A 22,624-nucleotide genomic window follows, 5' to 3' on the forward strand; every position below is an offset into this window, starting at 1 on the left:
GTTTGTTTGGTGTTTTTGTGATTGATAGCCATAGGGAAGACCTCGGTAACTGTTGAAAATAACGTTTTTGACGTAAACGGTTTTAACGAAATTTACGAGTATGTATTTCCGAAAACTTTGATTTTACACAATAGAATTGTGGTCATGCATGTGTATTATGACGCTAATAACAATATTTCTCATTATCAGTCACGGATTGGGTACTTATGAAACTCTCACAACTAGAGCAAGGCACAGCGGCTTCTATTGTTGCGCTAACCGGTTTAACACCAGAAGTTAGAAAAAAACTCATGGTCATGGGTATGTTGCCGAAAACCGAGGTGACTCTGATTCGCCGTGCACCTATGGGGGATCCGCTTCAAGTTGAAGTGAGAGGGGTTTCAATCGCCATTCGTGAAAGCATCGCAGAACAAATCGAGGTTATCTAAATGGATTATCAAGTTCTCACCGTTGGTAACCCGAATAGTGGTAAAACAACATTATTTAATGCATTGACTGGTGCCAAGCAGCACGTTGGTAACTGGGTCGGTGTAACTGTAGAGAAGAAGACGGGCGTATATTCGCACGCTGGTGATCAGTTTCAACTAACGGATTTACCGGGTATCTACGCACTAGACAGTGGTAATGATGCGAACAGCATCGATGAGTCTATCGCGTCTCGCGCTGTTTTAACTCACCCAGCAGGTGTGATCATTAATGTTGTCGACGCTAGCTGTCTAGAACGAAGCTTATATATGACATTACAGCTACGTGAGTTGGGTCGCCCAATGATCGTTGTGTTGAACAAAATGGATGTATTAAAGCGCGAACGTCAGGTGATTAACCTTAAAGCATTAGAGAAAGAGTTAGGTTGCCCAGTTCTAAGCTTGTCTGCAAACGACAAAGGCCAAGTGGTTCGCTTTAAAGAGCGTCTGCATAAACTGCTTGTTCAAGGTGTGAGCCTTGATCCTATCTCTATTGATTACGATGCCGCGTTAGAAGCTCTTATCCCTTCTGTTGAGTCACAATTTGATGATGCTGACGTATCTCACCGAGCGCTAGCGATTCGTGCTTTAGAAAATGATTACTTGGTATTGAATGGACTGGCTCCGCTGACTCGTACTCAAATTGATGGCGTACGTCTTGGTGCTGACTTTGATATCGACCTTGCTGTCGCTGATGCGAAATACACATTCTTACATGACCTTTGTAAGCGTGTGCGTCGCAGCGAAGGTAAGCTAAGCCGCAACTTCACAGAAAAAGCAGATCAATTCATTTTGAACAAATGGGTCGGTATTCCTTTCTTCTTCGTTATCATGTACCTGATGTTCATGTTCTCTATCAATATCGGTAGTGCGTTTATCGACTTCTTCGATATTGGTGTTGGGGCAATATTAGTTGATGGTGGGCACCACTTATTGGATGGTCACTTGCCTGTTTGGCTAGTCACTATATTGGCCGATGGTATTGGCGGTGGTATCCAAACGGTTGCGACCTTTATTCCTGTTATCGCTGCGCTTTATCTATTCTTAGCGGTACTAGAAAGCTCAGGCTACATGGCTCGTGCTGCATTCGTACTTGATAAAGTGATGCAGAAGATTGGTTTACCGGGTAAAGCATTCGTCCCACTTGTACTGGGCTTTGGTTGCAACGTGCCTTCAATCATGGCAACTCGTACTCTTGACCAAGAGCGCGAACGTAAATTGGCAGCATCAATGGCGCCGTTTATGTCATGTGGTGCTCGTTTACCGGTATACGCACTGTTCGCAGCGGCGTTCTTCCCAGGCGCGGGTCAAAACGTAGTATTCGCTCTGTACATCATGGGTATCGTTGCTTCTGTATTTACGGGCCTTTTCCTGAAAAACACGATCTACCCAGGTAGCAGCGATAGCTTGGTTATGGAAATGCCAGATTACGAATTGCCGACAGTGCAAAACGTAATGCTAAAAACGTGGCAGAAGCTAAAGCGTTTCGTACTTGGTGCAGGTAAAACAATCGTGATGGTTGTGGCTATTCTTAGCTTCCTAAACTCTCTAGGTATGGACGGTAGCTTTGGTAACGAAGACAGCGAAAACTCAGTACTGTCTAGAGCAGCTCAAGTTGTCACACCGGTATTCCAACCAATTGGTATTACTGAAGAGAACTGGCCTGCAACGGTTGGTATCATCACAGGTATTTTCGCTAAAGAAGCCGTTGTTGGTACATTAAATAGCCTATACACAACGCCTTCTGATGAAGAAGCGGCTGAGTTTGACTTAGCAGCAAGCTTGCAAGAAGCGGTAATGACGATCCCTGAAAACCTAGCTGGTTTGAGCTACTCAGATCCATTAGGTATTGAAGTTGGCGACTTGTCTGACTCTAGCTCTGTGGCAGCTGACCAAGAAGTGGATACCTCTATCTTTGGCAACTTGAAAGACAAGTTTGTTTCCGGCCATGCGGCATTCGCTTACTTGATTCTTATCCTGCTTTACACGCCTTGTGTGGCTGCGATGGGGGCTTATGTGCGTGAGTTCGGCCAGACGTTCGCACGCTTCATTGCGGTTTGGACAATGGCGCTTGGTTATTTTGGTGCGACTTTCTACTACCAAGCGGCAAACTTTGCTGCGCATCCTGTGACAAGTGCAGTATGGATGGTGGCGATTGCTGGTGGTTTTGTGGTGACGTATCGCGTCTTCAAGAAAGTGGGCAGTAAGCAGAAAGCACTAGAGGTGCAAGTAGTATGATTTTAACTGAACTTCATCAATACATTGATAGCCACGGCGTTGCGGCTCGTAAAGAGCTCGCTGCAAAGTTTGGCATGAGTGAAGATGGCGTCGATGCGATGCTGAGTGTTTGGGTCAAGAAAGGGAAAGTTTCTCGCTTGGTCGATACGAATAATCATGGTCATACAACGCGCATTCGCTACACAATCAGCAAACAAGATGGCCTGTCGCTTAATGTGATGATGTAGTTCTGGTTTTATACTCTCGTTGAAACGGCGAGATTAGACAATAAAAAGGCCGCTCACTTATTTTTAGATGAGCGGCTTTTTGTTATGTGCTTTTTCTGAAATGTTTTGCTTTTAAGCTCAACGAAACCAATTCGAATTATGCTTTCTTGAAAATAGAGCTCAGTGACAGAACGTTTTGAATACGAGTCAGGATAGCGGCTTGCTCTTCTTCACAGCGCTGTTCGCCTTTGGTGTTGCCCCATACTGGGCCAGGCCACGCGATATCATCTTTGAAGCGTGCAATATGGTGGATGTGCAGTTGTGGCACCACATTACCTAGTGCGCCAAGGTTGAGTTTATCTGGTTGGAATGTAGCTTCCAGTGCTTGGCTTACCGCTTGAGATTCATGTAGGAACTGCTGTTGTTCTTTCATTGGTAAGTGGTGCAACTCTTTTAGGTTGGCACGTTTTGGTACCAAGATAACCCAAGGCACAGCGTTATCTTTGTGTAGCAGAGCTAAGCTCAGTGGAAATTCGCCGATAAGCGTGGTGTCTTTTGCTAACTGTGGGTGAAGTTCAAAGCTCATTGTTGTCTTCCCATTCATATAGTTTGAATCAGTATACGACAGATAAAACAAAAGGTTGGCGCTTTCACGCCAACCTTTCTAATTTTCTCGAATCTCGAATCTCGAATCTCGAATCTCGAATCTCGAATCGCTTACATGCGCTCTAGCGTGTCGATACCTAGAAGCGATAAACCTTGCTTAATTGTCTTCGCTGTTAGTGCAGCAAGCTTCAGGCGGCTCTGCTTAACAGCTTCGTCTTCAGCAACTAGGATAGGGCACGCTTCGTAGAAGCTAGAGAATTGACCAGCTAGTTCGAACAAGTAGCTACACATGATGTGTGGTTGACCTTCACGAGCAACAGACTGAACGGCTTCTTCGAATTGTAGCAGTTTCGCGATAAGCGCTTTTTCTTTCTCTTCAGTGACTTTTATTGTTCCTTCAAGAGAGTCCATAGAAACGCCAGCTTTAGCGAATACAGAAGCAACACGAGTGTATGCGTACTGCATGTATGGTGCCGTGTTGCCTTCGAACGCAAGCATGTTGTCCCAATCGAACACGTAGTCAGTCGTACGGTGCTTAGAAAGGTCTGCGTACTTAACCGCTGCCATCGCAACAGTGTTCGCGATTGCTTTCTTCTCGTCTTCTGCTAGTTCTGGGTTCTTAGATTCGATCAGTTGCGCAGCACGACCTTCTGCTTCATCAAGAAGATCAGCAAGACGAACCGTACCACCAGCACGAGTTTTAAATGGCTTACCGTCTTTACCTAACATCATGCCGAACGCGTGGTGTTCAAGAGAAACCGATTCAGGGATGTAACCTGCTTTACGAACGATAGTCCAAGCTTGCATTAAGTGCTGATGTTGACGTGAGTCGATGAAGTAAAGCACACGGTCTGCGCCTAGCTCCTCAAAACGATATTTTGCACAAGCAATGTCGGTTGTTGTGTAAAGGAAACCGCCGTCGCGCTTCTGGATGATAACGCCCATTGGGTCGCCGTCTTTGTTTTTGTATTCGTCTAGGAATACAACTTGTGCGCCGTCATCTTCTTGAGCAATCCCTTTCTCTTTCAAATCCGCAACAATAGTTGGAAGCATGTTGTTGTACATGCTTTCGCCCATTACGTTATCACGTGTTAGAGACACGTTTAGACGATCGTAGTTGCGTTGGTTTTGAATCATAGTCACGTCAACTAGCTTCTTCCACATTTCTGCGCAGAACTCGTCGCCGCTTTGCAGTTTCACTACGTAGCCACGTGCTTTAACTGCAAACTCTTCGTCTTCGTCATAAAGTTTTTTAGATTCACGGTAGAAGCCTTCAAGGTCAGCAAGTTCCATTGAAACTTCACCAGATTCAGCCTGAACGCGCTCAAGGTTTGCGATCAGCATACCGAATTGAGTTCCCCAGTCACCGATGTGGTTAGCACGGATAACGTTGTGACCTAAGAATTCTAGAGTACGAACAACCGCATCACCGATGATGGTTGAACGTAGGTGACCAACGTGCATTTCTTTTGCTACGTTTGGCGCAGAGTAATCTGCAACAATGGTTTGTGTTTCTGCTACTGCAACACCAAGACGAGAGTCAGCTAATGCGGCGTCTGCTTGTTTTGCTAGGAAAGCTTCATCTAGGAAGATGTTTAGGAAACCTGGGCCGGCGATTTCTACTTTAGAAGCGATACCGTCTAGGTTTAGAACGTCCAATACTTTTTGAGCAAATTCTCGTGGGTTAGTGCCTAGTCGTTTAGCTACGCCCATAACGCCGTTTGCTTGGTAGTCACCAAATTGTGGTTTTGCAGATTGACGAACAGCAGCAGGAGAGCCTGCGGGTGCGCCAGCGGCTTCTAGAGCCTGAGATACTTTGTCATTAATAAGTGCTTGGATATTCACACGCGTTTCCTTCAATTCAAGGATGATAAGAGTGGCTGTTAATTCTTGGTCATTAAATTGGTTAATTATGCTTCTAGTTAACGATTTAATGCCCAAACTGGCAGCAGACTCTGTTTAAGTTCATAGAAATGGCGGTAATCATACCAATTTTGTGAGGTTTCTTATAGGTGGAATTGATAGAAAATTAACATTTCATGAGGGGGTTTTGACAAACAACTTTTGCCAAGTCGAATTTGAATGTTTAAGGAATCGAATGAGCATATTTATTGAGTATTTTTTGCAAAAGCAACGCTTGTTGAAGAAAGCAAAAATGATAACATGCAGCCACTAATTGAAAAATACTGGCAATGATGATGAGCCTCAAACAAGCCGAACTAGAACCACAACAAATGATTGCCCGCCTTGATACGTTTATGGCGAAAATTGAGAACCTAGGAAGTAAACTGGGTTTGGACTTAAGTTTTGCTCAAGCGGATCATATCGCGCTAAGAATCAATGAAACTGAGCTGGCGAAATCTGCGCATCAAGCATGGTCTGAATACGGTTCTACGATTTCAGAGGCGATGATTAATGGTCGTCCAATTGTGGTGTTGGCTTTCGATGAACCGTTACAAAGTCTTGGCTGGAGCATTGAATGCTTAGAGCTGCCATATCCAGCTGAAGGTAAGATTTACCCAAGCCAAGATTGGGAACATGTAGAGTTTGTGATTCCTTCTCACGCCCAAACAGCTGATGAGTATCTAGCGGATCTTAAAGAAACTTACCCGCAGTTCGCTGCTAACTTTGAAACGCTGGCTGAGCAAGGCGTTAAGATCAAACTCTCTAGCCCGAAAGGCGAGGGTGAACGTCTGAATAACCCAACGGTTGCATTCAAGCATCAAGGAATCTGCATCAAGCTGCACCCACACTCTTTGAAGAAAATTGTGGAATCAGAACAGGCTTAAGAGTTGCTGACAATAGATTCCTGATCTCGTCTAGGCTCGTCGGAATACCTTAAAGTTACCCTGAACATCAGATACAAAAAACGCGTAATGGAGAAATCCTATTACGCGTTTTTTATTGGGTGCTAACGGTAAGTTGTACTTAAATAAGTGACTTACAGAATCACAGTCTTGTTGCCGTAAACAAACACGTGATCGTTGATCACCTTATTTAGAGCCTTACTCAATACATTCTTCTCTACGTCGCGACCAGCCTGCGCCATGTCTTTTGCGCTGAAGTTGTGATCCACTGGGATAACGTCTTGCTTAATGATTGGACCTTCATCCAAATCATTAGTCACGAAGTGAGCGGTTGCACCAATGATTTTTACACCGCGCTCATACGCTTGCTGGTAGGGTTTTGCACCAATGAATGCAGGTAAAAAGCTGTGGTGAATGTTGATGATCTTATGGTTGTACTTTTCAACAAATCCAGGGGTTAAAACACGCATGTACTTTGCCAATACAAGGTAGTCAGCTTGATATTGGTCAATCACTTCCAGCATCTTTTTCTCATGTTCTTCACGGTTTAGTCCTTCGTGAGCAACATGGTGGTAAGGAATATCAAAACGTTCGGTTAGGCTTTGTAGAATGTCATAGTTGCCAACAACGGCTGCGATTTCTACGTCTAAACTGCCATCGAAATTCTTCATTAGAATGTCGCCAAGGCAGTGTGCTTCTTTGGTCACAAGTATCACAACACGCTTGCGAGAAGAGCTCATTAGCTTACGTTTCGCATTCTCTGGCAGCGCTTGATCTAAATCGGCTAGCAAGGTTTCGTCATTGAAATACCCTTCTAGCTCGGTACGCATGAAAAAGTGACCACTTGTGTTATCTACGAACTCATTGTTGTGGACAATATTGAGTTGGTGCTTGTAACAAATATTGGTGATTTTTGAGATGAGGCCAGGGGCATCTGTACAATGTGTTAGTAAAGTTTTTCTTTCCATTTGCATCTTACTTCCGTGAAATGTTTTTATTTTTCAAATTAAATGCAGGCCGTCGAACGGTGAACTGAGCCGCAATATCACCGTTATAATTAATCTATTATCAAGTTGGTTTCAACAAATTCTGCCGCGTTATCTCGTTATTTGAATCGTAAGTAGCTAAACAACCCTTTTATTTGTTTTGGGCTAGGTTGGTAGGGAGAGCTTAGCTTGCCATGTTCTATTCGATAGACTCATCCTGTGATCAGTCATTTCTGATTCGCGCCGGCTCATTAAACCTGCCATAATTCGCCTTCTCTTTTTCTAAACTTCGTACTCTATGATATCTAAAACGTTTTCTGCTGATGGTGCTCTGGGTAAAGCGATCCCAGGATTTCAACCACGACAAGCTCAGCTAGACATGGCTGAAGCGGTTTCACAAGCTATTGAGAAACAGAGCCAATTAGTTGTTGAAGCGGGAACGGGTACCGGTAAGACCTTTGCTTACTTAGTGCCAGCGCTCCTGAGTGGTAAGAAAACCATCATTAGTACGGGGTCTAAAAACCTTCAAGAACAGCTGTTTCACCGAGATTTACCTTTGATGGTCGATGCGCTTGGCTTTTATGGTCAGGTTGCGTTACTCAAAGGGCGTTCAAACTATTTGTGTTTGGATAGGCTCAGCCGTCAAATGATCGAGAGTCATGGCGCTCATACCGACCCAACACTGCTGGCTCAGTTAGTCAAAGTGCGTAGTTGGTCGTCATCCACTCAAACGGGTGATTTGGGCGATTGTGATGATATCGCTGAAGACAGCCCGGTTATTCCAACCATTACCTCGACCAATGATAATTGCTTAGGTAAAGAGTGCCCAAGTTATACCGATTGCTTTGTGCTTAAAGCGCGTAAGAAAGCAATGGATTCCGATGTGGTCGTCGTAAACCATCACCTGTTCCTAGCCGATTTAGCGATTAAAGAAACCGGATTTGGTGAGCTGATTCCAGAGGCGGATGTGTTTATCTTTGATGAAGCGCATCAACTTCCTGATATTGCCAGCCAATACTTTGGCCAGTCCGTTTCGAGCCGACAAATCAATGAGCTCGCTAAAGACATCGAGATCGCCTACCGAACCGAAGCCAAAGACATGCGTCAGCTACAAAAAGTGGGTGACAGGCTCGTTCAGTCTGCCGCCGATCTACGTATTGTATTGGGCGATACTGGCTTTCGTGGTAACTGGCGTGAGGCTTTAAAATCTGAGTCGATTGCGCGAGAACTAGTTCGTCTGCAAGATGCGCTGCAACTGGCTGTCGATGTATTGAAGCTCGCATTGGGTCGGAGCCAACTGTTAGACACGGCTTTTGAACGTGCAAACATGATTAAGTCACGCATCGAACGTGTGTGCGATGTGTCGATTACGGGTTACTCTTATTGGTATGACACCACACCAAGGCAATTCGCTTTGCACATCACACCACTGTCGGTTGCGGATAAATTCCACGAACAAATCGAGCTTAAACCGGGCGCTTGGGTCTTTACTTCTGCAACCTTGGCGGTGTCGGATGATTTCGACCACTTCACCTCTCGACTTGGCTTAAAGCCGTCGGCTCAGTTTTCACTGCCGAGCCCATTTGATTATCCGAATCAGGCACGTTTATGTGTGCCTCGCTATCTTCCCGAACCAAATAGCCCGGGCTTGGCGGATAAGTTGGTTCGAATGCTGACTCCGGTGATCGAGCAAAACCAAGGTCGCTGTTTCTTCTTGTGTACTTCACACAGCATGATGAAAGAGCTAGGCGAGCGATTCCGAGAAACCCTCTCGGTTCCTGTTCTATTGCAAGGTGAGACAAGCAAGCAAAAAACCTTAGCCGAATTCATGGAATTAGGTAACGCATTGCTCGTAGCGACAGGCGCTTTCTGGGAAGGGATAGATGTTAGGGGCGACGCATTAAGCTGTGTTATCATCGATAAATTGCCCTTTACGGCCCCTGATGACCCTTTACTTAAGGCTCGAATCGAGGACTGTAAGCTAAAAGGGGGTGATCCTTTTGCTCAAGTACAGTTGCCAGACGCGGTGATTACCTTGAAACAAGGTGTCGGCCGATTGATACGTGACAAACGCGATAATGGCGCTTTGATTATTTGCGATAACCGATTGGTGACTCGTGATTACGGAGGCATATTTTTGGCGAGTTTACCGCCTATCCCTCGTACCCGTGACTTAGGGATCATTAAAAAGTTCTTAGCTAAAGACCATTCAACCGCTGCTGAGTAACTGGCATTGTTGAGCTTAGCCACTATTTTTAGATTAGATAACGAATATTTGAGACACGAATGAGCGCGAAAATTCTTGCAGTAGATACCGCAACTGAAAACTGTTCAGTTGCACTAGTAATGGGTGACCAGGTGTTCGCACGTAGCGAAGAGGCTCCTCGAGACCATACGAAAAAAATTCTACCTATGGTTGATGAAGTACTGAAAGAAGCGAATGTCGCTTTAACCGATATCGACGCAATCGCGTTTGGCCAAGGCCCGGGCAGTTTCACGGGTGTACGTATTGGTATTGGTATTGCTCAAGGCTTAGCTTTTGGTGCGGATTTACCAATGATCGGTGTCTCTACACTGGCAGCGATGGCGCAAGGCAGCTACCGTAAATTTGGTGAAACTCACGTAGCAACAGCGATTGATGCGCGTATGAGTGAAGTGTACTGGGCTCGTTATAGCCGTGAACAAGACGGTCGTTGGACTGCAGTTGATGCTGAATGTGTCACACCTCCAAGCGAATTGGCAGCGCAGCTTGAGGTGGATTCTGAGACATGGGCAAAAGTAGGCACCGGTTGGGAAGCGTACGCAGAGCACATGGATACACTGGCGATCAACATTAAAGAGTGTGAGGTTCTGTTCCCAGAAGCGCAAGATATGGCGTTCCTTGCTCAATTTGCTTATGCAGAAGGTAAAGCGGTTGCAGCAGAAGAGTCTGAGCCTGTTTATCTTCGTGATAAAGTGACGTGGAAAAAGCTGCCAGGTCGTGAGTAAATAGGTACTGTTTGGCTCTGCAACTTATCTTGTAGAGCCATGATAAACTCATAAGTAAAATCACTAAAGTCAGGTATAAAACTCTTCAAGCATGGTTTCACTAAACGGCTTACCTCCTTCTTCGATAGGCAATACATCCAAAACCAATCGAACCAATAAAAAGAACGAGGTAAAAAAAGGCGATGCAAAAACCTCCGTTGGTCAGCCAACTAAGGTTGCGAATGCTGTATCGCATTCCATTCGCCAAGTCAAAGAATCTGAGATTCACAAAGCTCAGGTTCAATATGATCTTCCAGAAGGACGTGGACGTCGTGCGATGGAGGAGTATATGGATGTGATGAATCAAGCTAAAAAAGAGGAACTTGCGAAGCTTATTGGGGTCGACATTTATATATAGCTTTGTGCTTTCATTTCTCCTGTTCTAAGGACCAGCATTATGTTTTCTCTCATGTCTAACCCTCGCTTATTTTTCCTTGTTGCTTTCTCTTTGATGGTGATGGGGTGCTCATCCCTACCTGAAGAACTGAATGCAAACTCCGAACAAGTGGTGACCGATTACCAAGAGTGGATTAACACAGTACCAGACGCCGGTGATGTTCGTTTAGGTGGTGTGATTGCTAAAGTAACTAACCTACAAGACAAGACTCGAGTTGAAGTGGTTAATATGCCGATCTCCAGTAGCGGTAAGCCTGATATTGATGCTGAGCCGAAAGGACGTTTTGTTGCTTACATCGATGGTTATGTTGAGCCATTGAGTTTTGCGGAAGGCCGTTTAGTGACCTTAGTGGGAACATCAAATGGCACGGAAGATGGTATTATTGGTGATTACCCTTACACCTTTCCAGTGATGAATGTATATAACCAACGACTGTGGAAAATCACAGAGCGAGTCGTGATCAACGACTTTGCGCCAACGTATTATTCTTGTCGCAGTATACATTGCCGTAGCTTTCAGACCATGCCTCAGCACGGGCGTGTGATTCAAGATGTGGAATAGTCGAGTCTTCATTCGACAAACTCAACCATAGGGCAACATACAATCAATGATTGAAAAGTCATATTCCCTTGCGAGCGGGACGCTTGCTACACAACAGATTGGCAACCCCCAAACGACCGCAATGACGGTCGTTTTTATTCATGGTTGGCTGGATAATTCTGCAAGCTTTAACTCAGTGATAGATACGTTAGAAAAGCGAGCACAACATTTACACCTAGTTGCGATTGATCTCTTTGGTCATGGCTTTTCGTCGCATAAGACGGGCAGTTATTATCCGTTTCACGACTATATCGATGATTTGCACCAGTTGGCGATGAAATTATCGCCAAACAGACTGGTGTTAGTAGGACATTCACTTGGTGCATTGATCGCAAGTTGCTATAGTGCCGCCTTTCCTGAAAAGGTGTCAGGATTAATTCAAATTGAAGGTCACGGACCTCTTTCAGAAGCTCCCCAAGAAACGGTCTCTCGCTTGAGAGATGGGGTACTCAGTCGTCTTCGACAGCGAAGAAAGCCTTCACGTCCTCTAGCAAGCCTTGAGGACGCTATTAAACTGAGAGCTCACGCCAATCAAATCAATGCTGAATTAATCGCTCCTATTGTTGAGCGAGGAATTGTTAATCAAGGTACTGCTGAACTAGAAAACGCCTGGCAATGGCGATGCGACCCAACGCTTAAATGTGACTCGTTGTATCGTATGTCACAGGCGCATACCGAAGCGATTATGGCGGCTATTGAATGCCCTCAATTAATAATTTTAGGGAATGATGGATTTCGACATTTGCGGCACAATCGCTACAAATCAGCCCATAATTCTCTGAATGTAGAGACGATTCCTGGCGGACATCATTGTCATTTAGAGAGCCCAGAGCTAGTTTCAGAACTAATTCTTGGTGTAGTTAACAAAATTTAAACAAGTGTTTGAGCCTTTTAGTGCTCATGCTCTAAAGCTGTGCTGTAATACTGCTATGATAAATAGCGGCGAGCAGTCGTCAGCTGATAAACGAGGAGTAACATCGTGGATAAACCTTGGCTTTCACGTTATCCAAGTGGCGTACCAGAGACGATCAACCCAGATCAGTACCAATCTCTTGTAGAAATGTTTGAACAGTCGGTACAAAAGTTCGCGGACCAACCTGCATTCGAAAACATGGGTTCGATAATGACATTCCGTAAGCTTGAAGAGCGCAGCCGTGCTTTTGCCGCTTATTTACAGAATGATCTAAAACTGAAGAAAGGCGATCGTGTTGCATTGATGATGCCTAATCTGTTGCAATACCCAATTGCACTTTTTGGTGTACTGCGTGCTGGTATGATTGCTGTGAACGTCAATCCACTGTACACACCCCGTGAGCTTGAACATCAACTGAACGATTCTGGTGCAAAGGCGATTGTTATCGTTTCAAATTTTGCGAGCACGCTAGAGAAAGTCGTTGATAACACGCCAGTTAAACACGTTGTACTCACCAGTTTAGGGCAAATGTTGCCACGCGCGAAAGGTACGATTGTCGACTTCGTAGTGAAATACGTAAAAGGCATGGTGCCTAAGTACGATCTACCGGGGGCTATCTCCTTTAGAAAAGCACTACATAAAGGTCGCCGTCTTCAGTATGTGAAGCCTTTCATGGCTGGCGATGACATTGCATTCCTTCAGTACACAGGTGGTACAACTGGCGTAGCAAAGGGCGCCATTTTAACGCACCGCAATATGATCGCGAACGTACTTCAAGCAAAAGGCGCATACGGCCCTGTATTGCAAGAAGGTCGTGAGTTGGTCGTAACGGCACTTCCGCTTTACCATGTGTTTGCTCTTACCGTGAACTGCTTGCTGTTTGTTGAGATGGGTGGTCGCAACCTTTTGGTCACTAACCCTCGTGATATTCCTGGATTCATCAAAGAGCTGCAAAAGGTTCCATTTACCGCAATCACAGGTGTCAATACACTGTTCAATGCACTAGTAAATAATGAAGATTTCCACGAGTTAGATTTCAGTAATCTACGTCTATCTGTTGGTGGTGGCATGGCGGTTCAGCGCTCTGTTGCTGAGAAATGGAAGAAAGTGACAGGTATTCACTTGCTGGAAGGTTATGGTTTAACCGAATGTGCTCCGCTAGTTACTGGTAATCCATATGACCTAAAAGATTACACCGGTGCAATTGGCCTACCAGTACCGTCGACAGAAGTACGTATTGTTGATGATGAAAGTAAAGTTGTAGCCAATGACCAAGTAGGTGAGTTGCAGGTTCGTGGCCCTCAAGTGATGCAAGGCTACTGGCAGCGCCCAGAAGCGACCAAAGAAGTCATCGACCAAGATGGTTGGTTGTCGACGGGTGACATCGTTAAGTTCGATGACGAAGGTTTGCTGCACATTGTTGACCGTAAGAAAGACATGATTCTGGTGTCTGGCTTTAACGTTTACCCGAATGAGATTGAAGACGTCGTGGCTCTGCATGGCAAAGTGCTGGAAGTGGCAGCTATCGGTCAACCTCACGAAGTGTCCGGTGAGTTGGTTAAGATCTACGTTGTTAAGCGTGACCCTAGCTTGACCAAAGAAGATATTATCGCGCACTGTCGTGAACACCTAACGGGTTACAAGATCCCTAAATTGGTCGAGTTCAGAGAAGACCTGCCAAAGACTAACGTAGGTAAGATCTTACGCCGCGTACTGCGTGAAGAGAACGATGCAGAACTTGCGAAACGCGCTAGCGAATAATTAGTCCGTTTACGAGAAAGTACTGTACCATAACCACTGAGGCGCTTAATCTAAGCGAGCGCTGAAAAATGGTGTTAGAATGCCGACAGTTAATGTCGGCATTTTTGTGTCCGGCGATCAAATAGAAACCTGTGAGAGTTTTTGTGGATTATCAAATCATTACCCAATTGAAAGACCTTGAGCGAGTTTGCCAACAAGCACGTCAAGCCGATGTCGTTATGCTTGATACGGAGTTTGTTCGTACAAGAACCTATTACCCTCAATTAGGCTTGATTCAGTTATTTGATGGTGAAACGCTGTCACTGATTGACCCTATTGCTCTTGGTGAAATGACACCATTTGTTGGATTGTTGAAAGACGCTTCTGTTCTGAAAGTGCTGCATGCTTGTGGTGAAGATTTGGAAGTGTTCCAAAATGCATTTGGTTGTACACCAACCCCAATGGTTGATACGCAGATCATGGCGGCTTTCTTAGGTCATGGTTTATCAACGGGCTTTGCAGCTCTGGTTTCAGAGTTTGTCGGTGTTGATCTCGATAAGAGTGAATCTCGCACAGACTGGCTGGCGCGTCCGCTTTCTCAAAAGCAATTGGATTACGCAGCGGCAGACGTGCATTACTTAATGCCAATGTACAATAAGCTTCTAGAAAAAGTGATGGAAGCTGGCTGGTGGGAAGCGGCTCAACAAGAGTCTGACTTACAAGTTGCCAAGCGCATCCGTAAAGTAAACCCAGACACTGCCTACCTTGATATTAAAGGTGCGTGGCAGCTTAAACCTCAACAGCTAGCGATTTTGAGACCGTTAGCCACTTGGCGTTTAAAAGAAGCGATTAAGCGTGATTTAGCGTTGAACTTTGTTTTCAAAGAACAAGATTTATGGGCAGTGGCGCGATTCGCGATGAAAGATCCTAAGCACATGGAGCAAGAAGGTTTTGATTACCGCTCTGTACGCCGTCATGGCGCCAAGATTAGCTCAATCGTTAAGTTGGCTGAACACACGCCAGAAGAAGAATATCCAGCACCAGTAGAACGTCTAATGGATTACCCAGGTTACAAACAAATCTTCAAAGTGTTGAAGGATGAAGTGAAAACCGCATCACAACACAGTGGTTTGGCTACAGAATTTTTGGCATCTAAAAAGCAACTTAACCAAGTGTTAAGCTGGGTGTGGAAGCACGATCGTAACCCAGAGAAGCTGCCTGATGTGATGCAAGGCTGGCGTTTAGAAGTAGTTGGCGAAAAGCTGATTAAAGCGATCAAATAACCGCTTGCTGTCATAAATCGAACTTAGTTACAGCTATAAACTGCAGACACAAAAAAGAGAGCCTAGGCTCTCTTTTTTATTCATCAATATAAGTAAGCGTATTATTTGCCGATCTGGTTCAGAAAGGTTATCGATCTTCTTCTGGAAGCTTAACATTCAGCTCTAGTACTGAGATGTCGTCATCTTTGTGTTCAAAAGTTAGATCAACCATTGATGGATCGACTTCAACATATTTAGCGATAACCTTAAGAATATCTTCTTTTAGCTCTGGTAAATATGATGGTGCTGGATCGTCATGGCTGCGTCGTTCAGCAACAATGATCTGCAAACGCTCTTTGGCTAGGTTTGCGGTTGTCTTTTTCTGTGGTCTAAAAAACTCTAATAGTGACATTGCGTGTTAGCCTCCGAATAGTCGTTTGAAGATGCCTTTCTTCTGCTCCGTTAAGAAACGGAAGTCAACTTGGCTACCCAGTAGGCGTTCTACAGTATCATTGTAAGCCATACCAGCATCGGTTGCTTCATCAAAGATAACTGGAACACCTTTGTTCGATGCGTTCAGTACCGCTTGGCTCTCTGGAATCACCCCCAGTAGAGAGATGTGTAGGATTTCTTCTACATCTTCCACGCCCAGCATTTCTCCTTGAGTAACGCGAGCAGGGTTGTAGCGAGTGAGTAAAAGGTGGGTTTTTACGGGCTCTAAGCCGTCTTCTGAACGGCGAGATTTAGAGTCAAGAATACCTAGAATACGGTCTGAGTCGCGTACAGAAGAGACTTCAGGGTTAGTCGTCACAATCGCTTCATCAGCAAAGTACAGCGCCATCAGAGCGCCTTGCTCGATACCTGCTGGAGAGTCACAGATGATGAAATCAAAGCCCATTTCATCAAGTTCATCAAATATACGGCGAACACCGTCTTTAGTGAGTGCATCTTTATCGCGAGTTTGAGAAGCTGGAAGAATGAACAAGTTGTCTGTGCGTTTATCTTTGATCATCGCTTGATTTAGCGTTGCTTCACCATTGATAACGTTGACGAAATCGTACACAACACGACGCTCACAACCCATAATTAAATCTAGGTTACGCAGGCCGATATCAAAGTCGATAACTGCGGTTTTTTTTCCTTTTAAAGCCAGGCCTGAGGCTATAGCTGCACTGGAGGTCGTTTTGCCTACCCCGCCTTTACCTGACGTTACAACGATAATGCGTGCCATTCTTTTTTCCTTTTATTTCTTTTATATTGCGAGGACATCAACGTGTAATACATCGTTTGCCATACTGAACATGGTTTTTTTCTGCCAGTACTCGCTTTCAATTTGATCGCTGAGCCAGTAATTTCCAGCAATGGAAACCAACTCGGCTTGTAAATCATTACAAATTATTTTTGCTTCAGTTTGACCACTGGCTCCTGCAATCGCGCGACCGCGTAGCGTGCCATGAATATGAATACTGCCATCGGCTATGACTTCGGCGCCTGCACTTACATGATTGAGTATTAACAGGTCACTATCTTTAGCATAAACCTGCTGACCTGAACGAATAGGGGTTCTCACCACTTTAATCGGTGCCATTTCGGCTGGTGCTTGAGATGGAGACTTACTGGCTGTCATGACTGCAAACCCCGCTTCTTTCGCTAGGTTTTGGGTACGCCTATCTGAACAGCCTGCAACACCAACTGGGATCATCCCCGCTTGAGAGATACCATTTTTCAGTTGCACAAAATCGATATCGCCAACCACTTTACTAATGTTGATGACAACAGGTGCAGCAGCGAAAAAAGTGGGTGCTTGGTCTACCTTCTCTTGAAGAAAAGACACTGCATTTTCGACTTGATCATCGGATAAGTGCAAAACAGATAGCGTGAAACTACTACCTTTTAGATCTGGGTTACTAGACATCGAAAAACTACAGGACCTCAATTGCGGATTGGTACAATTTCTTTATCAATAAAATAAAGGGCATTGCCTGAAACTAGGTTTATCATGTTATATTCACAAACCAAGCACAGCAAGTAATCTTGTTGTCAAATGAACGTTTTGTTCCCAATATTTCGTTAACATAAACTATTGCTCTCGCAAGTGAGAGTTTTGTAGTCATAAACATTTAAAAAAGGTTTGTCATGCTGTGTTCTATATATAAAAGTTCAAAGAAAGAAGGAACATACCTTTATATCCCTAAGAAGGATGATTTTTCACAAGTTCCTGACGCATTGATGCAAATGTTTGGTAAACCTAGCTTTGTAATGGTAATTAAAATGGATGGCCGTAAACTGGCTCAAGTGAACATCGAAAAAGTGAAAGAATCACTGAATACCGATGGTTTCTTTTTGCAAGTTCCGCCCCCACCAGTTAACGAACTTGAACGTCATAAAGAGCGTAAAGCTCAACAAAAAGTTCAAGACGAAGAGTGATAGCCACCTCAATTCAAGGAGGACTGATCGTTGAGTAAATTTTCGAAAAGTATATTGGTTGTGTCGGCATTACTATTGGGTAATAGCTTGACCATAAGTTCCGCACAAGCCGAAGAACTGAGCTTCGAACAATATGTAGAAAAACTAAAGCAACAAGGCCGTGAAGAAGGCATTTCTGAAGCGATCATTGATGAAGCCTTTGATGGTGTCACGTTTAAGCCAAGAGCGGTGAAAGCCGACAAAAACCAACCTGAGAAGAAGCTGACTCTGGATGAATACATTCCACGAGCCGTACCAGATTGGAAAGTGAAGCAAGCCAGATCACTTTATAAGAAACATTACACAGCGTTAAAGCGCATTGGTGATGAATATGGTGTTCAACCGAGATTCATTGTCGCGCTATGGGGCGTTGAGAGTAATTTTGGTAAGTTCACGGGTAATTACAGTGTTATCGATGCTCTAACGACCATGGCTTACGAAGGGCGCAGAGAAGCGTTTTTCCGTAGCGAAGCAATGGCGGCGTTGAAGATTCTTGATCAAGGCCATATTGCACCAAAAGAGATGAAAGGCTCCTGGGCTGGTGCCATGGGTCAGCCTCAGTTTATGCCAAGCTCATTCTTAGCGTTTGCCGCTGATGGCAACGGTGATGGTAAGAAAGATATCTGGGGGACTGAAGAAGATGTGTTTGCTTCGGCAGCCAATTACCTCAGCCAATCCGGTTGGGATGATAAGTATACTTGGGGCCGCCAGGTTCACGTACCGTCAACCGTATCTATTGATTTTCAAGGCCGAACTGAAGACAAAGCGAAGTACTTAAAAGAGTGGTCTGAACTCGGTATTAAGCGTTATGACGATCGCCCACTGCCAACGCTTGATGAAGACATTAAAGCTTGGTTGATTATGCCGGACGACGAAGCGGGCCGTTCGTACCTCATTTACAACAACTACAATGTGTTAATGAAGTGGAACCGTTCTTACTACTTTGCTTTGGCAGTAAGCCATCTAGCTGACAGAATTAAGTTTGATTAATCGACTTAATTTGGTTAATAGCCCTAGGCCGCTTTGAATAGCATTTGGCCTACCATAGGCAGAACGAACTAAAGGACTCTTCGGAGTCCTTTTTGATTTTATATTTCAGAGATTTAAGAAGGTGGCCTTGTGCTTACAGATAGAGCTGCACAAATGGTGATATTCCATGCGTTAATTAAGTATGAAGGCTTTACCAATGCTGCAAAAAGCTTGAACGTTTCCGTGTCTCACATCAGTAAGCAAGTTGCTTTGCTTGAAGACTCAATCGGCATCAAGTTGGTACAACGAACCACACGTAGCCTAACGCTAACCGAAGCGGGGGAGGTGTTCTATCAGCATTGTGAGCAACTGTTTAACACGGTAAAAGCAGCACAAATGGATATGGACAGCCAGCGTGAGGATATCTCTGGAATATTGCGCGTGGGGTTGTCGCAGTCATTTGGTACCTTGCACATCATTCCGGCGATTGATCAGCTCAGACAGCTTTATCCTCAGCTGAGAATCGAGGTGCACTTGTTCGACTACAAGGTGGACATGATTGAAGAGCGTTTGGACCTTTGGATTACCAACAATGAAGACCTACCAGAAGGTTACATTGCGCAGCGCCTAGCAGACAGTCAGTTCGTGGTGGCAGCATCGCCTGATTATCTGATTAAGGCAGGGACTCCTCATACACCTTCTGATTTGATTGACCATAACTGTCTTATCTATCGCAGCCGAGAACGAGATTACACATCGTGGACCTTTGATAACGGACAAGAGAACCTTAGCGTTAAAGTTGCTGGTGATTACTCGGTAGATTTAGCCGAGGCTGTACGAGACGCAGCGGTAGCTGGGTGGGGCGTTGCTTATCTGGCAACCTACTTAGTCAAAGAAGAGTTTCGAACCGGTAAGCTAATCCAAGTATTACCAGAATGGCGAGCGAGTCAGTTGATGCCATTTTATGCCGTGTATCCGAGCCGAAAGAATATGCCGAAGAAGCTTTCAGCTGTAATTGAGTTCATCAAAGATCATATTGGATCACCGACGTACTGGGACAAAAACCTCAAAACTTGCGTTGAACTGCATCACTAACTGTTTCCTAATTTATAAATATAATTTCCATATGGAAAAAGTATGCTTTTTAGTCAATGCTAATTATTAAAATTCAATGACTTAATTCTATTCATAGTTAAATGGTGATTACCCCAACATCACGTTAACAACCTCAGCTTGCCGCAAACGATTTCCTCTATAGAATGCGTCGCCTTTCCTACCTACAACTTTTAGGTTGACGCACATGGCTTCCCTACTTGGAATTATCACTATTTTAGTTGCCGCTTGGTTACTATCTACGGACAGAAAAAATATTCCACTAAGAACAGTCTCTTTGGCTTTCTTATTACAAATCTCATTCGCGCTATTGGTTCTGTATGTACCAATGGGTAAAGAAGCGTTGAATGCAGCCACGGGTGCGGTATCTAGCTTGATCAACTACGGTCAAGAGGGGGTTAATTTCCTATTTGGTGGCCTAACAAATAACGGATTTGTTTTCGCGATTAATGTTCTAGGTATCATTATCTTTTTCTCTGCACTGATCTCTGGTTTGTACCACATTGGTTTTATGCCAAAGGTGATCAACCTTATTGGTGGTGCGCTGCAGAAGTTCCTGGGTACAGGCCGTGCGGAGTCACTGTCTGCAACGGCGAACATCTTTGTTGGCATGATTGAAGCGCCATTGGTGGTTAAGCCTTACTTGAAGCACATGACTGATTCGCAGCTGTTTGCCGTGATGGTATGTGGTTTGGCCTCTGTTGCTGGTGGCACGCTAGTGGGTTATGCATCGCTTGGTGTCGACCTTAACTACTTGATCGCTGCGGCATTCATGTCGGCGCCTGCTGGCCTGTTAATGGCTAAAATCTTAGTACCGGGTAGTCCAGATGACGCTCAAGAAAATATTGAATCTGATGTGGAAATTCCACGAGCAACAAACGTTGTTGAGGCAATGGCTGATGGGGCTATGTCTGGACTTCGTATTGCCGTTGCTGTGGGTGCAACACTTCTTGCATTTATCAGTGTGATTGCAATGCTGAATGGCTTACTAGGTATCGTTGGCGGTTGGTTTGGCGTAAACCTAAGCTTCGAACTTATCCTAGGTTATGTGTTCGCCCCCGTTGCATGGCTGATCGGTGTACCGTGGTCTGAGGCTGTTGTTGCAGGTTCATTGATCGGTAACAAGATTGTCGTGAACGAGTTCGTGGCTTTCATCCAACTAATGGACGCTAAAGAGGCACTGAGTGAGCACTCGCAAGCGATCGTAACTTTCGCTCTATGTGGCTTTGCTAACATCTCTACCATGGCGATTCTGATCGGTGGTTTGGGCAGCTTAGTTCCAGAGCGTCGCTCTTTTATCTCACAATATGGCTTCAAAGCAATTTGTGCAGGTGTGTTTGCTAACTTAATGAGTGCCGCTATTGCTGGTGTGGTACTTTCGCTTTAACAGCGGCACCTTAAGTTACTTATACTTCTCGTTTTGTAATGGGGAATCATCAAAAAAGCCGCAACGTGATGAACGTTGCGGCTTTCTAATTCTGTTTATACCGTCATTCGCAGATTACTTCGAGTGAAACTGCTCACACGCGATCATTGTGTTCTCGATTAGGCTCGCAACCGTCATTGGGCCTACCCCCCCCGGTACTGGGGTGATGAAGCTTGCGCTCTCTTTAGCTACATCGTATTCAACGTCACCCACTAGCTTGCCAGATTCTAAACGGTTGATACCAACATCGACCACAACAGCCCCTTTCTTAATCCAAGCACCAGGAATGAAGTTTGGCTTACCAACGGCCACTACGACAACGTCTGCTTGACGTACGTGACCTTCAAGGTCTTTGGTGAAACGATGACAAGTCGTCGTCGTACAACCTGCTAGAAGCAGTTCTAGCGTCATTGGACGGCCTACAATGTTTGATGCACCTACAACAACCGCGTGCTTACCACGTAAATCGATGTTGTAGCGGTCAAGTAGCGTAATGATACCTTTTGGTGTACAAGAGCGAAGCTTAGGCATACGCTGAGCCAAACGACCTACATTGTATGGGTGGAAGCCATCCACGTCTTTCTCTGGTGTGATACGCTCAAGAATGTGAGTACTATCAATGCCAGCAGGTAGAGGCAGTTGAACCAGAATGCCATCGATTTCAGGGTCTTGGTTCAGTTGGTCTACTAATGTTAACAGTTCATCCTCTGTTGCTGTGGCTGGCAAATCGTAAGATTTAGATACGAAGCCAACTTCTTCACATGCTTTACGCTTACTTCCTACGTAAACCTGAGAAGCTGGGTCTTCACCCACTAAAACAACCGCTAGTCCCGGAGCGCGTAATCCAGCTTCCGTTCGAGCTTTTACACGTGCAGCAACTTCAGAGCGAACCGTTTGAGAAATTAGCTTTCCATCAATATTTTGAGCAGTCATGAATTTCCTTAGTATTGATATTCAAGATAGTGGCTGATGTTTTTGGCGCATTATTCCAGAAAATCTTTTTGATTACCATTAGGCAAACGATTGCTTTGGTCTAATTTCCAACACTTATATGTTTGTTGCCCTTTTTTTACCCACTTAGATCAGAATGTTACATAAAGCCGTTGCTTTACTGATTCGAATTCGTATAATTCGTTCCTGTAGCGCGCCCTTAGCTCAGCTGGATAGAGCACGTCCCTTCTAAGGATGTGGTCGAAGGTTCGAATCCTTCAGGGCGTGCCATTATTTAAAGAAACCCGATAGCTCTCCGAGTTGTCGGGTTTTTTGCATTTCAGAACGACTTAATATTTCAATACCGTGTTGTGTCTTTAGATGCCTTTGTATTTCAGCTTTTGCTAAACGGCAACGAGCTGTGGGTGTAGTGGTCAACTAAAATTGGCCACGGTTTTAGAGTTTTCCCAATAT

The 22,624-nt window shown here is 44.7% G+C and carries 22 protein-coding genes and 1 tRNA gene; 16 read left to right on the forward strand and 7 right to left on the reverse strand.

What is annotated here, in order from left to right; translation table 11 throughout:
* Window positions 1–206 precede the first annotated feature (206 nt).
* The 3 genes from WR49_RS16330 to WR49_RS16340 are packed head-to-tail and all read left to right on the forward strand — an operon-like array spanning window position 207 to window position 2,929.
* Window positions 207–428, forward strand: coding sequence for a FeoA family protein (locus tag WR49_RS16330; RefSeq protein ID WP_017056415.1), 222 nt, complete (start codon window positions 207–209; stop codon window positions 426–428).
* Window positions 429–2,702 carry a Fe(2+) transporter permease subunit FeoB gene (gene feoB, locus WR49_RS16335; RefSeq protein ID WP_046224707.1) on the forward strand — a complete coding sequence of 758 codons (2,274 nt, stop codon included), beginning with the start codon at window positions 429–431 and terminating at the stop codon, window positions 2,700–2,702.
* Window positions 2,699–2,929 (forward strand): FeoC-like transcriptional regulator, encoded by a 231-nt coding sequence (locus WR49_RS16340; protein ID WP_046224708.1) that lies wholly within the window; start codon window positions 2,699–2,701, stop codon window positions 2,927–2,929. The genes feoB and WR49_RS16340 overlap by 4 nt, the downstream gene beginning before the upstream one ends.
* Window positions 2,930–3,065: 136 nt before the next feature.
* Here WR49_RS16340 and WR49_RS16345 read toward each other — a convergent pair whose 3' ends face one another.
* Window positions 3,066–3,494, reverse strand: a complete 429-nt coding sequence (locus WR49_RS16345) for an HIT family protein (RefSeq protein ID WP_017056418.1) — start codon at window positions 3,492–3,494, stop codon at window positions 3,066–3,068.
* 131 nt (window positions 3,495–3,625) lie between these two features.
* Window positions 3,626–5,359, reverse strand: coding sequence for an arginine--tRNA ligase (gene argS / locus WR49_RS16350; protein WP_017056419.1), 1,734 nt, complete (start codon window positions 5,357–5,359; stop codon window positions 3,626–3,628).
* Between the two features lie 347 nt (window positions 5,360–5,706).
* Here argS and WR49_RS16355 point away from each other — a divergent pair, with 347 nt between their 5' ends.
* Window positions 5,707–6,303: a VOC family protein gene (locus tag WR49_RS16355; protein WP_017056420.1), complete on the forward strand. Its 597-nt coding sequence runs from the start codon at window positions 5,707–5,709 to the stop codon at window positions 6,301–6,303.
* A 152-nt stretch (window positions 6,304–6,455) separates the two neighbouring features.
* Here WR49_RS16355 and purU read toward each other — a convergent pair whose 3' ends face one another.
* Window positions 6,456–7,289, reverse strand: coding sequence for a formyltetrahydrofolate deformylase (purU, locus tag WR49_RS16360; protein WP_029626983.1), 834 nt, complete (start codon window positions 7,287–7,289; stop codon window positions 6,456–6,458).
* A 316-nt stretch (window positions 7,290–7,605) separates the two neighbouring features.
* On the opposite strand from purU, the gene WR49_RS16365 reads away from it, so the two are divergent.
* The 7 genes from WR49_RS16365 to rnd all read left to right on the forward strand — a co-directional run bounded on the left by WR49_RS16365 (window position 7,606) and on the right by rnd (window position 15,267).
* Window positions 7,606–9,534, forward strand: a complete 1,929-nt coding sequence (locus WR49_RS16365) for an ATP-dependent DNA helicase (protein WP_017056422.1) — start codon at window positions 7,606–7,608, stop codon at window positions 9,532–9,534.
* Between the two features lie 59 nt (window positions 9,535–9,593).
* Window positions 9,594–10,295, forward strand: coding sequence for a tRNA (adenosine(37)-N6)-threonylcarbamoyltransferase complex dimerization subunit type 1 TsaB (gene tsaB / locus WR49_RS16370; RefSeq protein ID WP_017056423.1), 702 nt, complete (start codon window positions 9,594–9,596; stop codon window positions 10,293–10,295).
* 91 nt (window positions 10,296–10,386) lie between these two features.
* On the forward strand, window positions 10,387–10,692 hold the full coding sequence (locus tag WR49_RS16375; protein WP_004734193.1) for a hypothetical protein: 306 nt from the start codon (window positions 10,387–10,389) through the stop codon (window positions 10,690–10,692).
* 39 nt (window positions 10,693–10,731) lie between these two features.
* Entirely contained in the window at window positions 10,732–11,292 is a 561-nt protein-coding gene (locus tag WR49_RS16380) for a Slp family lipoprotein (protein ID WP_017056424.1), read from the forward strand.
* A 46-nt stretch (window positions 11,293–11,338) separates the two neighbouring features.
* Window positions 11,339–12,205 (forward strand): alpha/beta fold hydrolase, encoded by an 867-nt coding sequence (locus WR49_RS16385; protein ID WP_046224709.1) that lies wholly within the window; start codon window positions 11,339–11,341, stop codon window positions 12,203–12,205.
* A 105-nt stretch (window positions 12,206–12,310) separates the two neighbouring features.
* A complete protein-coding gene (fadD, locus tag WR49_RS16390; protein ID WP_046224710.1) occupies window positions 12,311–14,005 on the forward strand; it encodes a long-chain-fatty-acid--CoA ligase FadD in 1,695 nt (564 codons plus the stop codon).
* A 143-nt stretch (window positions 14,006–14,148) separates the two neighbouring features.
* A complete protein-coding gene (gene rnd, locus WR49_RS16395; protein ID WP_046224711.1) occupies window positions 14,149–15,267 on the forward strand; it encodes a ribonuclease D in 1,119 nt (372 codons plus the stop codon).
* A 127-nt stretch (window positions 15,268–15,394) separates the two neighbouring features.
* Here rnd and minE read toward each other — a convergent pair whose 3' ends face one another.
* From minE to minC, 3 genes are read right to left on the reverse strand one after another with little or no spacing between them, the layout of a single operon-like run.
* The gene (gene minE / locus WR49_RS16400) at window positions 15,395–15,658 is read right to left on the reverse strand and encodes a cell division topological specificity factor MinE (RefSeq protein ID WP_017056428.1); all 264 of its coding nucleotides are present in this window, start codon (window positions 15,656–15,658) and stop codon (window positions 15,395–15,397) included.
* A gap of 6 nt (window positions 15,659–15,664) precedes the next feature.
* Window positions 15,665–16,477: a septum site-determining protein MinD gene (minD, locus tag WR49_RS16405; RefSeq protein ID WP_017056429.1), complete on the reverse strand. Its 813-nt coding sequence runs from the start codon at window positions 16,475–16,477 to the stop codon at window positions 15,665–15,667.
* 21 nt (window positions 16,478–16,498) lie between these two features.
* Complete coding sequence (gene minC / locus WR49_RS16410) at window positions 16,499–17,161, reverse strand: septum site-determining protein MinC (RefSeq protein ID WP_046224712.1); 663 nt, start codon at window positions 17,159–17,161, stop codon at window positions 16,499–16,501.
* Between the two features lie 221 nt (window positions 17,162–17,382).
* Here minC and WR49_RS16415 point away from each other — a divergent pair, with 221 nt between their 5' ends.
* From WR49_RS16415 to WR49_RS16430, 4 genes are all read left to right on the forward strand, one after another.
* Window positions 17,383–17,673 (forward strand): YcgL domain-containing protein, encoded by a 291-nt coding sequence (locus WR49_RS16415; protein WP_017056431.1) that lies wholly within the window; start codon window positions 17,383–17,385, stop codon window positions 17,671–17,673.
* Window positions 17,674–17,703: 30 nt separating this feature from the next.
* On the forward strand, window positions 17,704–18,702 hold the full coding sequence (locus tag WR49_RS16420; protein WP_046224713.1) for a lytic murein transglycosylase: 999 nt from the start codon (window positions 17,704–17,706) through the stop codon (window positions 18,700–18,702).
* A gap of 153 nt (window positions 18,703–18,855) precedes the next feature.
* Window positions 18,856–19,776: a LysR family transcriptional regulator gene (locus tag WR49_RS16425; RefSeq protein WP_082082787.1), complete on the forward strand. Its 921-nt coding sequence runs from the start codon at window positions 18,856–18,858 to the stop codon at window positions 19,774–19,776.
* A gap of 205 nt (window positions 19,777–19,981) precedes the next feature.
* On the forward strand, window positions 19,982–21,181 hold the full coding sequence (locus WR49_RS16430; protein WP_046224715.1) for a NupC/NupG family nucleoside CNT transporter: 1,200 nt from the start codon (window positions 19,982–19,984) through the stop codon (window positions 21,179–21,181).
* Window positions 21,182–21,295: 114 nt separating this feature from the next.
* Here WR49_RS16430 and folD read toward each other — a convergent pair whose 3' ends face one another.
* Window positions 21,296–22,153, reverse strand: a complete 858-nt coding sequence (gene folD, locus WR49_RS16435) for a bifunctional methylenetetrahydrofolate dehydrogenase/methenyltetrahydrofolate cyclohydrolase FolD (protein ID WP_017056435.1) — start codon at window positions 22,151–22,153, stop codon at window positions 21,296–21,298.
* 211 nt (window positions 22,154–22,364) lie between these two features.
* On the opposite strand from folD, the gene WR49_RS16440 reads away from it, so the two are divergent.
* Window positions 22,365–22,441, forward strand: a tRNA-Arg gene (locus WR49_RS16440).
* Window positions 22,442–22,624: the final 183 nt, after the last annotated feature.

Origin of the sequence: Vibrio sp. ECSMB14106 (genome assembly GCF_000972265.1) — a bacterium.
Taxonomy (GTDB): Bacteria; Pseudomonadota; Gammaproteobacteria; order Enterobacterales; family Vibrionaceae; genus Vibrio; species Vibrio kanaloae.

Bases quoted from the DNA above. Each gene is read 5' to 3' on its own strand.
- WR49_RS16430 (WP_046224715.1), top strand. From the start codon at position 19,982: ATGGCTTCCCTACTTGGAATTATCACTATTTTAGTTGCCGCTTGGTTA.
- folD (WP_017056435.1), bottom strand. From the start codon at position 22,153: ATGACTGCTCAAAATATTGATGGAAAGCTAATTTCTCAAACGGTTCGC.
- WR49_RS16365 (WP_017056422.1), top strand. From the start codon at position 7,606: ATGATATCTAAAACGTTTTCTGCTGATGGTGCTCTGGGTAAAGCGATC.
- WR49_RS16340 (WP_046224708.1), top strand. From the start codon at position 2,699: ATGATTTTAACTGAACTTCATCAATACATTGATAGCCACGGCGTTGCG.
- tsaB (WP_017056423.1), top strand. From the start codon at position 9,594: ATGAGCGCGAAAATTCTTGCAGTAGATACCGCAACTGAAAACTGTTCA.
- feoB (WP_046224707.1), top strand. From the start codon at position 429: ATGGATTATCAAGTTCTCACCGTTGGTAACCCGAATAGTGGTAAAACA.
- minD (WP_017056429.1), bottom strand. From the start codon at position 16,477: ATGGCACGCATTATCGTTGTAACGTCAGGTAAAGGCGGGGTAGGCAAA.
- minE (WP_017056428.1), bottom strand. From the start codon at position 15,658: ATGTCACTATTAGAGTTTTTTAGACCACAGAAAAAGACAACCGCAAAC.
- WR49_RS16415 (WP_017056431.1), top strand. From the start codon at position 17,383: ATGCTGTGTTCTATATATAAAAGTTCAAAGAAAGAAGGAACATACCTT.
- WR49_RS16385 (WP_046224709.1), top strand. From the start codon at position 11,339: ATGATTGAAAAGTCATATTCCCTTGCGAGCGGGACGCTTGCTACACAA.
- WR49_RS16375 (WP_004734193.1), top strand. From the start codon at position 10,387: ATGGTTTCACTAAACGGCTTACCTCCTTCTTCGATAGGCAATACATCC.
- WR49_RS16425 (WP_082082787.1), top strand. From the start codon at position 18,856: ATGGTGATATTCCATGCGTTAATTAAGTATGAAGGCTTTACCAATGCT.
- WR49_RS16355 (WP_017056420.1), top strand. From the start codon at position 5,707: ATGATGATGAGCCTCAAACAAGCCGAACTAGAACCACAACAAATGATT.
- purU (WP_029626983.1), bottom strand. From the start codon at position 7,289: ATGGAAAGAAAAACTTTACTAACACATTGTACAGATGCCCCTGGCCTC.
- WR49_RS16345 (WP_017056418.1), bottom strand. From the start codon at position 3,494: ATGAGCTTTGAACTTCACCCACAGTTAGCAAAAGACACCACGCTTATC.
- WR49_RS16380 (WP_017056424.1), top strand. From the start codon at position 10,732: ATGTTTTCTCTCATGTCTAACCCTCGCTTATTTTTCCTTGTTGCTTTC.
- minC (WP_046224712.1), bottom strand. From the start codon at position 17,161: ATGTCTAGTAACCCAGATCTAAAAGGTAGTAGTTTCACGCTATCTGTT.
- WR49_RS16330 (WP_017056415.1), top strand. From the start codon at position 207: ATGAAACTCTCACAACTAGAGCAAGGCACAGCGGCTTCTATTGTTGCG.